Genomic DNA, 15,220 nt, shown 5'->3' with positions numbered 1-15,220 from the left:
AAAAAGATTTTAATTATTAATATATTAACATGTTTGGTTTCTTATCAAAAATTTTCGGCGGTAGTAAGTCAGAGAAAGACACTAAAAAACTTCAGCCGGTTGTTGAAAAAGTAAACAGCTTTTTTAATCAATACCAGTCTTTAAGCAATGATGAGCTTCGTTATAAAACACAGGAGTTCAGACAGCGTATTAAAGAACGTCTTAGTAAAATTGACGAAGAGATCACTACACTGAATGCCAATGCAGAAAGTTTGTCTCATGAGGCATTGCTCGAAAAAGATAATATATACAAGCAGGTAGATGACCTGAAGAAGAATCGCGATAAAGAAATTGAAGCGGTTCTTGAAGAAATTATGCCGGAAGCTTTTGCGGTAATGAAGGAAACGGCGCGGAGGTTTAAAGAAAATGAAAAAGTGGTATCTAAAGCTACTGATCTTGACCGTGAATTAAGTGTTAGAAGTGAGTATATTACTATTGATGGCGATAATGCTATTTTTAATAATTCATGGACCGCTGCAGGAAACACTGTGAACTGGAACATGGTACATTACGATGTACAGTTAATAGGAGGCGCTGTTTTACATAGCGGAAAAATTGCAGAGATGGCTACCGGTGAAGGTAAAACGCTCGTATCTACCTTGCCTGCTTACCTGAATGCCCTGGCTGGGGAGGGTGTGCATATTGTAACAGTGAACGATTACCTGGCACGTCGTGACCAGGAATGGAACGGCCCTATTTTCGAATGGCTGGGTTTGAGAGTAGATTGTATTGATAAACATCAGCCTAATACTGCAGCCAGAAGAAATGCATACCTGGCAGATATTACGTACGGAACCAATAACGAATTTGGTTTCGATTACCTGCGTGATAACATGGTGCATACGGCCGATGAAATGGTACAACGTAAGCATCATTATGCTATGGTTGATGAGGTGGATAGCGTTTTAATCGATGATGCGCGTACTCCATTGATCATAAGTGGTCCTGTTGATAAAGCAGATGACCAGCAATATCATATTCATAAACCACGCGTACAGCAATTATTTATTGAGCAGGAGCGCATTGTAAGAAACGCTTTAAATGAAGCTAAGAAATTAATTGAAAAAGGTGAAGATGATCCTAAAACAGGAGGACTTCATCTGTTCCGCGCGTTCAGAGGTTTGCCCAAATATACACCGCTCATCAAGTTCTTAAGTGAGCCGGGTATTAAAGTAAAATTGCAAAAAGCAGAAAATTATTACCTGCAGGACCAGGAGCGTAATATGCATATTATTGATTCTGAATTATTGTTCAGGATCGATGAAAAAAACAAATCGGTAGATCTTACAGAAAAAGGTTTGGGAACCATTACAAGATCGGGAGAAGACCCTGAATTCTTTGTGCTACCAGACATCAGTATAAGCCTTGCCGACATTGAGAGAAGTGATGCGTCGTCTGAAGATAAATTAAGACAAAAAGAACATATTCTTAATGATTATTCCCAGAAAGCCGATCGTATTCATTCGGTACAACAGTTATTGAAAGCCTATGCGCTGTTTGAAAAAGATGTAGAGTATGTGGTAATCGATGGCGCTATCAAAATAGTAGACGAACAAACAGGCCGTATCATGGATGGTCGCCGTTATAGTGATGGTTTACACCAGGCATTGGAAGCTAAAGAAAATGTAAAGATCGAAGCAGCTACCCAAACTTACGCTACAGTTACACTTCAAAACTTCTTCCGTATGTACCACAAATTAGGTGGTATGACGGGTACGGCTGAAACAGAAGCAGCAGAACTTTGGAGTATTTATAAACTGGACGTAGTAAACATCCCAACCAACGTTCCGATTATAAGGGATGACAAGCAGGATCTCGTTTATAAAACCAAACGTGAAAAGTATAAGGCGGTTATTGATGAAATTGAGATATTACGCAATGCAGGACGCCCTGTACTGGTAGGTACTACTTCAGTGGAAATAAGTGAGCTTTTAGGCCGCATGTTGCAACAAAAGAAAATTCCGCACAATGTATTAAACGCCAAACAGCACGCACGCGAAGCCAGTGTTGTTGCTGAAGCAGGATTGGCAGGTGCGGTAACCATTGCCACTAACATGGCCGGTCGTGGTACCGATATCAAGTTGGGGCCAGGTGTAAAAGATGCAGGCGGTTTAGCCATTATTGGTACAGAGCGACACGAAAGCCGACGCGTTGACAGACAGCTGCGTGGTCGTGCCGGTCGCCAGGGAGATCCGGGAAGCTCGCAGTTTTACGTATCTCTTGAGGATGACCTGATGCGTATGTTTGGTAGTGATCGTATTGCGGGTATGATGGATAAATTGGGTTACAAAGAAGGCGATGTAATTCAGCACAGCATGATCAGCAACTCCATTCAGCGTGCGCAGAAGAAAGTGGAGGAAAATAACTTTGGTATTCGTAAAAGATTACTGGAGTATGATGATGTAATGAACAAACAGAGAAATGCTGTTTACGAAAAGAGAAATCACGCCTTATTCGGAGAGCGCCTTTCACTGGATATTGATAGTGCCTTCTCAATAGTAGCTGAAAGCGTAGTTAATTCTTTCAAAGAGCAGGACGACTATGAAGGTTTCAAGCTGGCTTGTATAGTAAACTTTGGTATGGATACAGCCATTACTGCTGATGAGTTTAATACGACTTCGGAAAATAAGCTGATTGATAAACTATACGAAGAAGCGACTCAACGTTACAACCAACATACTGAAGCTATAGGCCAGAAAGCAGTACCTGTATTTAAGAATATCCGTACAGCTCAGGGGCCTCATATCGAAAATGTGGTAGTACCATTTACGGATGGCCGTAAAGGAATCAACGTACTCGCCCCGTTAGACAAAACAGTTGAAACCAATGGGAAGGCGCTTGTTTCCAGCATGGAAAAGTCGATCACCCTGGCGGTAATAGATGATGCATGGAAAGAGCATTTGCGTGCAATGGATGATCTAAAACAAAGTGTACAAACAGCCTACCTGGAGCAAAAAGACCCATTGGTAATTTATAAGGTCGAAGCCTTCCAGTTGTTTAATAACATGACGACTACTCTGAATAAAGATATTATTTCCTTCCTGACACAGGCTAATTTACCCGATCAGCAGGAAAGCAATGAAATAAGAGAGGGTCGCCAGGAAAAAACCGACCTGAGTAAATTAAGTGCTAATAAAGATGAGATTGATGCAGCGGGCGATGATTATGCGGCAAACGAAAACGACTATTTCGATCCATCAGCGCCGCCGGTTAAACAAGAGCCTGTGCGCGTAGGACCCAAAATAGGTCGTAATGATCCTTGTCCCTGTGGTAGCGGAAAAAAATTCAAACAATGCCATGGTAAAGGCGCAGAATAAAATTTGTAAAATCCCTTCTCTCCGAAGGGATTTTTTATGGAAACTAATATGTTGATGTATCTGAACATAATAACCAATACCTCATGAGGATCGCAGCATTATTATCCCTTACTCCTTTTCTATGGCAGTTTAACAGCGATTACAGTTCCTCAACTTATACCGGAGTTTGCGATACTACCAATGCTAATATCTGCATTCTTTCGGGCAAGGCCGCCCAGGCTGCTACCCTGCTTGCTCAAACGTCTAACCATGTTAGCGCAGTTGCATTAATCAAAAATGCCCAGTCAACCCATTATAAAGAGTATGTCATTTCCTTTGGCAGAGATTCTGCCGGAAACCTGGTTAACTCCCAGGTAAGTACGGGCAACATCAATAGTGGTTATATACCGGGTATTCAGAATCGATTTGCAGATATACATATCCACACCAACGAGCAACCACCCTCCAGTGGAGACCTGTATGGCTTTATTGACCAGGTAATAATTGCTCCTCATTACATCAGATACATAATAACGCCCAGGGGCACAGCTTATGCCCTTATACTAATAAATAAAGAAGAAGCACTAAGCTTTAATACTTTCTATGCCAGAAGAGCCGGTATTAAACACATTCAGCCTGATGGTACATCTGTTAGCTATCAGCCCACATTTCCACAGCAGCTAGTAGATGAGTTCAATGAGCTGATATCCTGGAGCCACGCCAGCCGCGAAGCGGCGTTAGTCTTTTTGCTTAAAAAGTATAAGACAGGTATAGCATTATTAAAACAAAACACAAGCGGCATTTATAAGGCGCTTGATGTAATAGAAAAAACAGATAGCAAGGGACACACAACCTATCTCCTTTCTTACTGTCCTTAATCAAAGGAACGGATCGCAAAACATCTGTCCGCTATATTGTAATACAAATTACAACTGATCTGCCGTACCTTTGTAGCCGATAACTTATTCTTGTCTAAATCCATGCTCACTATGGATGATTTTCTGGCGGCTCGTTCGCAAATGGCGCTCTCTCTTGGCTTTCACATCATTTTCGCATGTATCGGAATGATCATGCCATTCTTTATGGCTGTGTCGCATTATAAGTGGTTAAAGACAGGTGACATAACCTATAAAAATGTAACCCGGGCCTGGAGCCGGGGTGTGGCCATATTCTTTGCAACAGGTGCAGTTTCGGGCACTGTTTTGTCTTTTGAGCTCGGCTTATTATGGCCGGAGTTTATGAAACACGCAGGTCCTATTTTCGGTATGCCTTTTTCTTTGGAAGGAACCGCCTTCTTTATTGAAGCCATTGCATTAGGTTTTTATTTGTATGGATGGAATCGATTTAACAGGTGGTTTCATTGGTTCACGGGTGTAGTAGTAGGATTAAGCGGGTTGGCTTCGGGCATATTGGTGGTGGCAGCCAACGCGTGGATGAACAGCCCTACCGGATTCGAATATGTGAACGGGCAATATATTAACGCAGATCCAATAGCTGCTATGTTTAACGATGCATGGCTTTCCCAATCGATACACATGGTGTTAGCTGCTACCGTGGCTACCAGCTTTGCTGTAGCCGGAGTACACGCACTAATGATATTGAAGGGAAAGAATGTACAGTTTCATACAAAAGCTTTTAGAATCGCCGCCGTATTCGCTGCTGTTAGCGCCATTCTCCAACCTTTGAGTGGAGACTTTTCGGCCAAGGATGTAGCGAAGAGACAACCTGCAAAGCTCGCTGCCATGGAAGCTCATTTTAAAACAGAAGAAAAAGCAGCATTGATCATAGGTGGCGTTCCTGATGAAAAAACAGAAACGGTAAAATATGCGTTGAAAATTCCCGGGGCATTGAGCTTCCTGGCCCATGGCGATTTCAATACTGAGGTAACAGGCCTGGACAAAATTCCCAAAAATGAACGTCCTCCTGTAGCGGTAGTGCATTACTCTTTCCAGGTAATGGTAATGCTGGGTGTGGCAATGATGCTGATCGCCTTCCTGTATCTTTTTATTTTATGGAGAAAGAAGAACTGGCTTCAAAAAAGATGGTTGCTGAAAATGTTTGTACTGGTTATTCCTGCAGGGTTTATTGCGGTAGAAGCCGGCTGGATGGTTACAGAAGTAGGAAGGCAGCCCTGGATCATGTATGGCTTTATGCGAACATCTGATGCCGTTACGCCCATGCCTGGTATTATTTATTCATTTTATATTTTCACTGCTGTATATCTTTCGCTCAGCATTATTGTAATGATTCTGTTGTACCGCCAGGTAAAAATGGTGGGCGTTTTATACGATACAGCTGCAGACAATTCATTACCCGATAACCATTAAAGGCTTTTATGATTTACGTAGTAATGGCATATTTGTGGGCTTCAGTTTTGCTTTACGTATTAATGGGTGGAGCTGATTTTGGCGCTGGTGTGCTGGAATTTCTTTCGACACCGAAAAGTAAAGACAGAACACGTAAAGTAATGTATAGAGCTATCGGGCCTATTTGGGAAGCTAATCATATGTGGTTGATTATTGCCATTGTGATACTTTTTGTGGGATTTCCTGTCATCTACACAACGATGTCGGTTTATCTCCATATACCTTTAACTATCATGTTGCTGGGCATTATCGCCAGGGGAACAGCCTTTACTTTTAGAAACTATGACGCGGTAAAAGACAAAATGCAGGTAGTATATTCCAAAACTTTTATGTACTCCAGTGTCATCACCCCCCTGTTTTTGGGCATTATTGCCGGTAGCGCTGTATCGGGCAGAATTGACCCTCATGCGGACAACTTCCTGGATGCCTATGTTTTTAGCTGGCTGGCACCATTTCCTTTTGCCGTTGGCATTTTTACAGTTATCATCTGCGGTTTTTTAGCAGCTATATTTATTATTGGGGAAACAAAATCTGATGAAGATAAGAAACGATTTATCGCCAAATCAAAACACATGAGTATTGCAGCCCTGGCAGCCGCGGTATTGGTATTTATAGCTGCCCGGGTGGAAGACATTCCGCTGGAGCACTGGCTTTTTGGGAATTCGGTAAGTATTATCTGTGTAGTATTGGCCATTGGCTCGCTGGTCTGGATGTGGGCCTCCTTATTTACCAGGCAAACCAAACTGATCAGGGTAATTGCCGGCGCACAGGTAACCCTGTTGCTCGTAGCTATTACCTATGAACATTACCCCGTGTTGGTTAACTTAAAAAATACGGAAGGGCTGTCATTATTGGCTCAACAAGGAGCAGAAAAAACCATCAGGGCGCTGGGTATAGCCTTGCTTGCCGGTAGTGTTTTAATATTGCCCTCATTGTTTTACCTGTTATATAGTTTTTCCAGCCGAACAGAAGAATAGGCCTTTAACAAACAATTATTGCCGGAAGCAGCCACCTGCATATACATAACACTTACATTTATATATGATTACCCGCTACATAATTACATTTTGCCTGCTGATTGCCATACTACCGCTTGCTGCACAAAAAACAGTGAAAGGAAGAGTGAATAATTTTACTTATGATACCATATCCCCTTTACCCAGTGCTACTGTAACCAATATCAGTAGCCGTTCGTCGGTATCAGCAGACAATAGCGGTTATTATATCATAAAGGCTAATGAAAATGACAGCCTGGTTTTTTCCTTCAATGGCTATATCAGCGATACGGTTCGGGTTCAGGAACAGTTCTTTATATCGGGTTATGATGCTGCACTCATCGAAAGAGCTGCATTTTTAAGCGGGGTAACAGTTATGGCGGATTATCGCAGGGACTCTATCCGCAGAAGGCAGGAATATAGCTATGCTTATGAAAAGCCGTTGGGTGTAACCGGCGGTCATACTCCTTCTGCAGGTGCAGGCATTGTATTAAGTCCTTCTGCTATTTTTTCGAAGGAACGTAAAGCCAATAAGCGGCTAAAGACACGGTTGCTGAAACAGGAGGAAGATGCGTATGTCGACTACGTGTTTTCACCAGCCTGGGTGAGCTCTTTAACGGGTCTTAAAGATGAAGCGCTCAAAACCTTTATGAATCAATATCGACCTTCTTACGAATTCTGCCGGCAGCGCAACAGGGCAGAACTGATCACTTATGTTAGTGATAAATTTAAGGAGTTCCAAAAGACCAACACAGCAAAATAGATCAATAAAAAAAGGTGGGCGCAAGGCCTCACCTTTATCAAAACATAACCAAAAAATACTTGACTATTTTTTAAGGTCTTCTTTTAATTCTTTCGCTTTATCACCCACTTTATTGGCGCCTTTCTTTATCGCCTGGCCCACATCTTCGGCTGTTTCTTTGGTAGCATCTGCCGCTTTTTCTACTCCTTTCTTAGTGGCATCATAACCCTTTTCTACAGCATTTCCTGTAGCTTCAGCTGCGTTAGTCACACCTCTTTTGGTAGCATCCCATGCATCTTCTACAGCGGCACCGGCACGGTTAAAAAACAACCCCGTTTTAGTCACCCTTTCTCCGTCTTCCAGAACGATAGTTCTCCCATTTTTGTCAACGATTTCGCCGCTCTTTTTTACTGTAACACCATTGTCCAAAACCAGGTCTTTTTCTACCGCTACCCAGGCACCATTGGTATAAACCACTAACTGACCATCTTTCTTAATTACATCGCCTTCTTTATAGTCTGAGACGGTTTCTGTTACCGGTAATGTGTCAACAGGAGTAATTGCAACCGAATCGCTTGTTTCAGTCTGACTAGCTTCATTGTTGCATGCTACAGCTATGGAAGCTACTGCAGCCATCAGTAATAGTTTTTTCATTTGTTTAAGTTTGGTTCCGGTAAATAATTATTAACCGGAAGTAGTTAAAAATAAGGAATATATATGACAAAAGCGGTTTAAAACCGCTTTTGCTTGTTGCTAATGCATACTAGTAACCGTTTCTTTGTCTTTCTTTTTTATCTACTATAGCACCCACACCAGCACCGGTTGCTGCGCCAATAACACCTCCTACAACACCGCCACCTAACCTGTTATTCTTATTCGCTACAGCTCCGATTACCGCACCTGAAGCAGCTCCTACTATTGCTCCTTTAGCAGTATGACTCATTCCCTTTCTTTGAGGGGCCGGAGCCGGAGCTGATGCAGTTCCCGAGCCTGAAGAACTACTGGTTCCACGGCTGCTACCGCTACTTCTGTAAACTCTGTTTCCTGATCTCGAGCTACTGGATGCCGAAGATTTCCGTGTGGCGGCCGCTGCGGCCACAGCATTGTTTTCCAATTCTTTTTCTGCTTCAATCTTTTCACGTATTTCGCTTTCCATTTTCCACTTCTGGTATTCTGCCAATCCAAGGGTATCCTGTACTTGTGCAGCGCCTGCCTCAGCATCTTTTTTCCTGCTGGTGCATGACATTATAAAGAAAGTAGATAATACTGCTGCAATTAATATAATGCTGAACTTTTTCATAAAAAATAATTTTGTCTGGTAATAATGATCTAACACCCTATAGACAAAAAACTATGCCAAATGGGTTGTCCGTAAAATCTTAAAAAAAACCTAATAGCCACAGGCCATTGAAAATCAATATCAATTGCACCATATAATTACATACCTTAAATAAAAAAGCCGTTTCTTACGAAACGGCCCATAAACAAACTTCTATAAAACAGATTAAATAATCTTTTCTACCTGCATGTAGTTCAACTCCACCGGTGTTGAACGTCCGAATATTTTCACTATAACTTTCAACTTCTTCTTCTCATCATTCACCTCTTCAATAATTCCATTAAAGTCGTTAAACGGACCTTCAACAATCTTAATAGTTTCACCAACAATGTAAGGCTCCACCATGCTCACGCCACCCGCTTCGTTCATTTCATCCATACGACCCAGCATCTTATTTACTTCAGCTTTACGTAATGAAATCGGGTTATCTTTTCCTAAAAAATGAATGACACTATTCGTTCCGACTACCAAATCACGCAGGTCATCGCTCATCTTACCATCCTGCACTTCGATCATTACATAACCAGGATAGTAGTTTCTTTCGCGCATTACCTTCTTACCATTCTGCACCTTGTATACCTTTTCAACAGGCAGAAATACCTGCTTAACAACTTTTTCGAATGGGCTGCGAGAAATTTCCTTATCCAGATACTCCTTAACCTTACGCTCTTTACCGCTCACTACACGCAATACATACCATTTGGTATCCGGCTGCGGAGCTTCTGCGGGTTTATTGTCAACGATATTCTCTACCATTTCTTAGCTGTATAATATTTTGTACAAGAAGTTAAGGCCACCACCCGCTAAAAAGTCCATGATCCAAACTAAAAGCGTAATGAGGATGGTAGCAACCAATACAATCATAGTAGACTGCTGTAACTGAGCCCAATCGGGCCAGGTTACTTTTTCAGCTAATTCTTTATAGCTATTTTTTAAATAATTGCCGAACTTGTTCATCTATAAAGTTTAAAGTTCAAGATTCAAGGTTTAAAGTTCCGGCTTATAGCCACCATCTAACTTCAAACTTTAAATATCAAACAACGGAATGTTTGCACGGGCACTAGGATTCGAACCCAGATCAACGGTTTTGGAGACCGGTATCCTACCATTGGACGATGCCCGTAAACTAATTAGCTAATCAGCGAATGCTAATTAGCTAATTGTAGTATTTCAAAGAAAGTAATTCTTACTTGATGATTTCAGTTACCTGACCAGCACCTACTGTACGACCACCTTCACGAATCGCAAATTTCAAACCTTTTTCCATCGCGATTGGAGTGATTAATTTTACAGTTAAGGTAGTGTTATCACCAGGCATAACCATTTCTGTACCTTCTGGTAAAGAACATTCTCCTGTTACGTCAGTTGTACGGAAGTAGAACTGAGGACGGTATTTTTGGAAGAATGGAGTGTGACGACCACCTTCATCTTTGCTCAATACGTAAACTTCGCCTTTAAACTCAGTGTGAGGAGTGATAGAACCTGGCTTACAAATTACCATACCACGACGGATTTGAGTTTTCTCAATACCACGTAATAATAAACCTGCGTTATCACCAGCTTCACCTTCGTCTAATATTTTGCGGAACATCTCAACACCTGTTACAGTAGATGTTAAAGGTTTTTCCATCAAACCTACGATCTCAACTGGATCACCGGTTTTGATTTTACCTCTTTCAATACGCCCTGTAGCAACTGTACCACGACCAGTGATAGAGAATACATCTTCTACAGACATCAGCATTGGAAGATCAATTGGACGTGGAGGCAGAGGAATGTAAGTATCAACCGCATCCATCAATTCTGTGATAGCACCAACCCATTTTTCGTCACCAGCTAATGCGCCAGTTGCAGAACCTTTAATGATTGGAGTGTTATCACCATCAAAACCACGTTTAGTTAACTCTTCACGAACTTCCATTTCAACAAGATCCAAAAGTTCTAAATCGTCTACTAAATCAACTTTATTTAAGAAAACCACCATTTTAGGTACACCTACCTGTGCAGCCAAAAGGATGTGTTCTTTAGTTTGAGGCATAGGACCGTCAGTAGCAGCAACTACAAGGATAGCGCCATCCATCTGAGCAGCACCAGTGATCATATTTTTTACGTAGTCAGCGTGACCCGGGCAGTCAACGTGTGCGTAGTGACGGCTGTCAGTTTGATATTCTACGTGAGCAGTATTAATTGTGATACCCCTTTCTTTTTCTTCAGGTGCACCATCGATATCGTCATATTTCTTTGCAGTAGCTAAACCTTTTTTCGCAAGAACTTCAGTAATAGCTGCAGTCAAAGTTGTTTTACCATGGTCAACGTGACCAATAGTACCAATGTTTACGTGGGGTTTCTCCCTCTTAAAGGTCTCTTTTGACATTGTTATCTGTTTTTAAAGTTGTTTTTATATTCTTGTACGATACAGCAAATTTACTAAAAGCCTTGTTGTGTCGCCTGTTTGTACTACTGTACACAGTTGGAGCTGTTGAAGAGAATTGAACTCTCGACCTCTTCCTTACCAAGGAAGTGCTCTACCCCTGAGCTACAACAGCGTTTGTCTAAGCTGACAGCTGACTGTTGTAAGTTGACAGTTTTCGTTCCATCGCTGTCATCCGTCATCTCATCTCTGTCATCTACAAAGAGCGGGAGACCGGGCTCGAACCGGCCACCTGAAGCTTGGAAGGCTACCGCTCTACCAAATGAGCTACTCCCGCTAATAATTTCAAATCAGAAATTTCCGATTTGAAATTCAAAGAACTACTCTTCATTAGCACATCGCTAATTTAGAAAGTGGGCAGTGAAGGATTCGAACCTCCGTACTCGTGAGAGAACAGATTTACAGTCTGTCGCCTTTAACCACTCGGCCAACTACCCATGTTAGTTGAAAAGTTGAGAGGTTGAAAAGTTGAAAAGGAATATCCTTGTCATCATGTCAACCAGTTAACTTGCTAACTTAACTGAGCCGAAGAAGGGAGTCGAACCCGCGACCTGCTGATTACAAATCAGCTGCTCTACCAACTGAGCTACTTCGGCTTTTAAATAAAGAACTAAATTTTTCAGTTTTTAGCTATTCTGTAGATATACAATTAATAGCACCCTCAAAATTTGGAAGGCAAAAGTAGGGGGAATTTTCCAAACCTCAAAATACCCATACAATATTTTTATAAAAATTTATTCTGTCAGACTTTTCCCTTGCCCGTCCATTGATAATTATACACTTTAAGTACAGGAATAAAGCATTTATCCTTTAAGAACAACCAAATTTTCTACTGATTGTTTAACTATTACCATCCGCCCCTTTTAAATCATATTTCAGAATTTGTAAACCCTGGTCATTTTATGAAACGAAAAGCCATTCAATCCTTAAAATCAACCATCTATCCATTTTACTTCTACCGGGTATTTGAATTTTTATAATTTGGAGGCATCTGCTTCAGTGCTTACGGATAAAGGTGAGGTAGGATAAGCCAGGTCACCATAATATGAAACCATTGACAACTGTATTTGTGCTCATGAAAACACGCACCGCTTTAAAAAAAGTGCCGCTCCTGTTATTATTGCTCGTTACCAGCTGCACTATATGGGGACAAGCCACTATTAAAGGACAATTAGAAGGATTAGCGACAGGTGAACAACCTGTTTTGAATCTCCTGTTAGCCAAAGACTCTGTATTGGTTAAAACGACCATTCCAGACACTACAGGCAAATTTGACTTTAACCAACTAAAAGAAGGGGTTTATATTTTACATATTACCCACATCGGCTACCAATCTTATTATAGTAAACTTATCGATATTAGTAAACAGGATATCAATCTGCCTCCCATTCAACTAATACCAAAAGCAAACGAGCTGAAAGTAGTTAAAGTGTCGGCCGCCAGACCATTTATACAAAAGAAAATTGACCGGGTGGTAGTAAACCCCGATGCACTGATCAGCAATGCCGGTACGACCTCGCTGGATGTACTTGAAAAAGCTCCCGGAGTGCTGGTTGATATAGATGGCAATATTTCCATGAAGGGCAAATCAGGAGTGATGGTATTTATCGACAATAAGCCTACTTATATGGCCGCTGGCGATCTGGCTAATTATTTACGGTCACTACCCTCCGGCTCTATCGATGCCATTGAATTAATGACTACTCCTCCGGCCGGTTATGATGCTGCCGGCAATGCAGGCATCATCAATATTAAACTAAAAAAGAATACAGCAAGGGGATTAAATGGCGGTATCAATCTTAGTTACGGGCAGGGAAGATACTTGCGTTCCAACAACAGCTTTAATTTTAATTATCGTATCAACAAATTCAATCTCTTCAGCAATTTTAGCTGGAATCAGAATAATAACTACCAGGACCTTACCATTAACCGGTACTATTACAAGCCTGATGGAACATACAATTCAGGATTTTCTCAGAACTCCTACATCAAAAGAAAATTCACAGGTCAGAACGCCAGGATTGGTGCAGACTATTATCTGAGTAAAAAGTCTACCCTCGGAGCCGTACTGTCAGGCTTTATTAATCCCGGGAAATCAGGCATACTCAATAATGCACAAGTACTGGATGCCAATAACACGTCCACCGCCCTGATTAAGGCGGTAAGCGAATCTGACAGAAAATGGTCAAACGGGAGTATAAATCTAAACTATAGCTATAAAATTGATGAGAAAGGAAAAGAACTAACCGCTAATGCCGATTATATTTCCTACCGTGCAGACCAAACGCAAAGTCTTACTAACAGCAGCTTTACACCTGGTGGTGTTTTAACGGAGCAATCCCTTTTAGAATCTACGCTTCCGGCAACTATCAAAATACAAACAGCCAAGTTAGATTATGTTCATCCTTTGGAAAAAATAGGTAAGATAGAATTGGGCGTTAAAAGCAGCTTTGTAAATACCGACAATACTGCATCATTCTTTGATGTAGAAAGTGGAATAGCAACTCCCAATTATGAATTCTCCAATCGCTTCAAGTATAAGGAGAATATTAATGCCGGTTATTTAAACTACTCCAGGGACTGGGAAAAGCTTTCCCTGCAATTGGGCATGAGGCTGGAGAACACCAGGATAGACGGACACCAGTTGGGCAATCCTTTGATTGCAGACTCCAGCTTTACAAGAAACTACACAGGCCTGTTCCCCACCCTTTACCTGGCTTATCGCCTGGATAGTGCACAAAAACATCAATTGGGTCTTTCTATAGGCAGGAGGATTGACCGGCCTGATTACCAGGACCTGAATCCCTTTACCTACCCTATCGACCGGTTTACTTATTATGGCGGCAATCCTTTTCTGGTTCCCACCTACTCTTACAACCTGGAATTATCGCACACTTATAAAAACAAGATCACCACATCTCTTGAATACAGTATTATTAAAAATCTGATACAGGAAACCAACGAACAAAAAGGTACCGTATATTATAGCAGACCCGGTAACTATGGGCAGCAAACGGTTTTTGGCCTTACTGTGAATGCCAACCTGCAACCTTATAAATGGTGGACCTTACAAATTTATACCGAGTTCAAAAATGTAGGTTTTGAGTCAACACTGTATGGCCAGACATTGGATGAAAACAGGTGGTATTGGTATGTAGGGCCAACCAATCAATTTACTATAACGAAGAATTTAAGCGCTGAACTAGCCGGCTCTTATCAAACAAGAATTTTGTCGGGCCAGTTCCTTACCATACCTGTATGGCAGGTGCGTACGGGTCTTTCACAAAAAGTGCTGAAAGGGAACGGCACGGTACGATTAAACTTATCAGACGTTTTTTATACCAATCAACCAGGAGGAGATATCCGGAATATAGCCAACTCAAGAGCCAACTGGCTAAGCAAGCTGGATAGCCGTGTATTCACCATAAGCTTTGCCTACCGATTTAATAAAGGCAAAACACTTAACATACGACAATCGGGTGGGTCTGAATCGGAAAAAGGCAGGGTAAGAACCAGCTAAGTTTCTTCAGAAAACAGGAAAAATAACGGGCACAAAAAAGCCCCACGCCTGTAGCGTGGGGCTTTCAGTATTTTATTTAAGCAATCATTTTTTCTTTTCGCCTTTTAACCTGGTTTACCAATGAGTCAAAAGCAGCTTCAAATGACTCTTCAAATGACTTACTGGTTGATTTAACAAAGAAACTATGACGCGGCACATGCACTTTTATCTCCACGATTTTGTCCTTAATGTTATGTACCACGTTATCCAGTTTTAAAAACACATCCGACTCAATAATGCGATCATGAAACGTATTTAACTTCTCCATTTTTCGGCTCACCAATTCAATAAGTTTCTGATCGGCATTGAAATTAACCGTTTGAATGTTTACATTCATAGTTCATATATTTAAGAGTGAATAATCGAAATAAATTCTTTTCAAAGAACTGCTTTAGCTATAAACTAAAGTTACTAAAAACAACATCGATTCTCAAAAAAATATTTGCTAAAGTT

Annotated in this window: 12 protein-coding genes and 5 tRNA genes; 6 read left to right on the top strand and 11 right to left on the bottom strand. The window is 41.3% G+C overall.

Translation table 11 applies throughout. The features are described from left to right. The first annotated feature begins 29 nt into the window (after positions 1-29). The 5 genes from secA (at position 30) to ACLOAU_RS12805 (ending at position 7,459) form a co-directional block, all read left to right on the top strand. The gene (gene secA, locus ACLOAU_RS12825) at positions 30-3,356 is read left to right on the top strand and encodes a preprotein translocase subunit SecA (protein ID WP_427862262.1); all 3,327 of its coding nucleotides are present in this window, start codon (positions 30-32) and stop codon (positions 3,354-3,356) included. An 83-nt stretch (positions 3,357-3,439) separates the two neighbouring features. Then, positions 3,440-4,213: a hypothetical protein gene (locus ACLOAU_RS12820; RefSeq protein WP_427862261.1), complete on the top strand. Its 774-nt coding sequence runs from the start codon at positions 3,440-3,442 to the stop codon at positions 4,211-4,213. 111 nt (positions 4,214-4,324) lie between these two features. Beyond that, positions 4,325-5,662 carry a cytochrome ubiquinol oxidase subunit I gene (locus ACLOAU_RS12815; protein ID WP_427862260.1) on the top strand — a complete coding sequence of 446 codons (1,338 nt, stop codon included), beginning with the start codon at positions 4,325-4,327 and terminating at the stop codon, positions 5,660-5,662. 8 nt (positions 5,663-5,670) lie between these two features. Continuing rightward, the gene (locus ACLOAU_RS12810) at positions 5,671-6,678 is read left to right on the top strand and encodes a cytochrome d ubiquinol oxidase subunit II (protein WP_427862259.1); all 1,008 of its coding nucleotides are present in this window, start codon (positions 5,671-5,673) and stop codon (positions 6,676-6,678) included. A gap of 64 nt (positions 6,679-6,742) precedes the next feature. Then, the gene (locus ACLOAU_RS12805; RefSeq protein WP_427862258.1) at positions 6,743-7,459 is read left to right on the top strand and encodes a peptidase associated/transthyretin-like domain-containing protein; all 717 of its coding nucleotides are present in this window, start codon (positions 6,743-6,745) and stop codon (positions 7,457-7,459) included. Positions 7,460-7,522: 63 nt separating this feature from the next. On the opposite strand, the gene ACLOAU_RS12800 is transcribed toward ACLOAU_RS12805, so the two are convergent. The 10 genes from ACLOAU_RS12800 to ACLOAU_RS12755 form a co-directional block, all read right to left on the bottom strand. Beyond that, entirely contained in the window at positions 7,523-8,092 is a 570-nt protein-coding gene (locus ACLOAU_RS12800; RefSeq protein ID WP_427862257.1) for a DUF6799 domain-containing protein, read from the bottom strand. 109 nt (positions 8,093-8,201) lie between these two features. Further along, positions 8,202-8,738, bottom strand: a complete 537-nt coding sequence (locus ACLOAU_RS12795) for a YMGG-like glycine zipper-containing protein (RefSeq protein ID WP_427862256.1) — start codon at positions 8,736-8,738, stop codon at positions 8,202-8,204. A 204-nt stretch (positions 8,739-8,942) separates the two neighbouring features. Continuing rightward, the gene (gene nusG, locus ACLOAU_RS12790; RefSeq protein ID WP_427862255.1) at positions 8,943-9,533 is read right to left on the bottom strand and encodes a transcription termination/antitermination protein NusG; all 591 of its coding nucleotides are present in this window, start codon (positions 9,531-9,533) and stop codon (positions 8,943-8,945) included. A gap of 3 nt (positions 9,534-9,536) precedes the next feature. Further along, complete coding sequence (secE, locus tag ACLOAU_RS12785; protein WP_114789362.1) at positions 9,537-9,734, bottom strand: preprotein translocase subunit SecE; 198 nt, start codon at positions 9,732-9,734, stop codon at positions 9,537-9,539. A 95-nt stretch (positions 9,735-9,829) separates the two neighbouring features. Beyond that, a tRNA-Trp gene (locus tag ACLOAU_RS12780) sits at positions 9,830-9,900 on the bottom strand. Positions 9,901-9,963: 63 nt separating this feature from the next. Next, positions 9,964-11,151, bottom strand: a complete 1,188-nt coding sequence (tuf, locus tag ACLOAU_RS12775) for an elongation factor Tu (protein ID WP_427862254.1) — start codon at positions 11,149-11,151, stop codon at positions 9,964-9,966. Between the two features lie 97 nt (positions 11,152-11,248). After that, positions 11,249-11,323 (bottom strand) — tRNA-Thr (locus ACLOAU_RS12770). Positions 11,324-11,412: 89 nt separating this feature from the next. Then, a tRNA-Gly gene (locus tag ACLOAU_RS12765) sits at positions 11,413-11,485 on the bottom strand. Between the two features lie 77 nt (positions 11,486-11,562). Beyond that, a tRNA-Tyr gene (locus ACLOAU_RS12760) sits at positions 11,563-11,645 on the bottom strand. Positions 11,646-11,731: 86 nt separating this feature from the next. Next, positions 11,732-11,804 (bottom strand) — tRNA-Thr (locus tag ACLOAU_RS12755). A gap of 449 nt (positions 11,805-12,253) precedes the next feature. On the opposite strand from ACLOAU_RS12755, the gene ACLOAU_RS12750 reads away from it, so the two are divergent. Then, positions 12,254-14,728: a TonB-dependent receptor gene (locus ACLOAU_RS12750; RefSeq protein WP_427862253.1), complete on the top strand. Its 2,475-nt coding sequence runs from the start codon at positions 12,254-12,256 to the stop codon at positions 14,726-14,728. 76 nt (positions 14,729-14,804) lie between these two features. Here ACLOAU_RS12750 and ACLOAU_RS12745 read toward each other — a convergent pair whose 3' ends face one another. Further along, positions 14,805-15,104, bottom strand: coding sequence for an HPF/RaiA family ribosome-associated protein (locus ACLOAU_RS12745; protein WP_114789365.1), 300 nt, complete (start codon positions 15,102-15,104; stop codon positions 14,805-14,807). Positions 15,105-15,220 lie beyond the last annotated feature (116 nt).

The sequence above is a fragment of the Paraniabella aurantiaca genome (assembly GCF_050309965.1).
GTDB lineage: Bacteria > Bacteroidota > Bacteroidia > Chitinophagales > Chitinophagaceae > Niabella.
The sequence above is the reverse complement of the archived record's forward strand: the minus strand, read 5'-3'. Positions and strand labels throughout refer to the sequence as shown.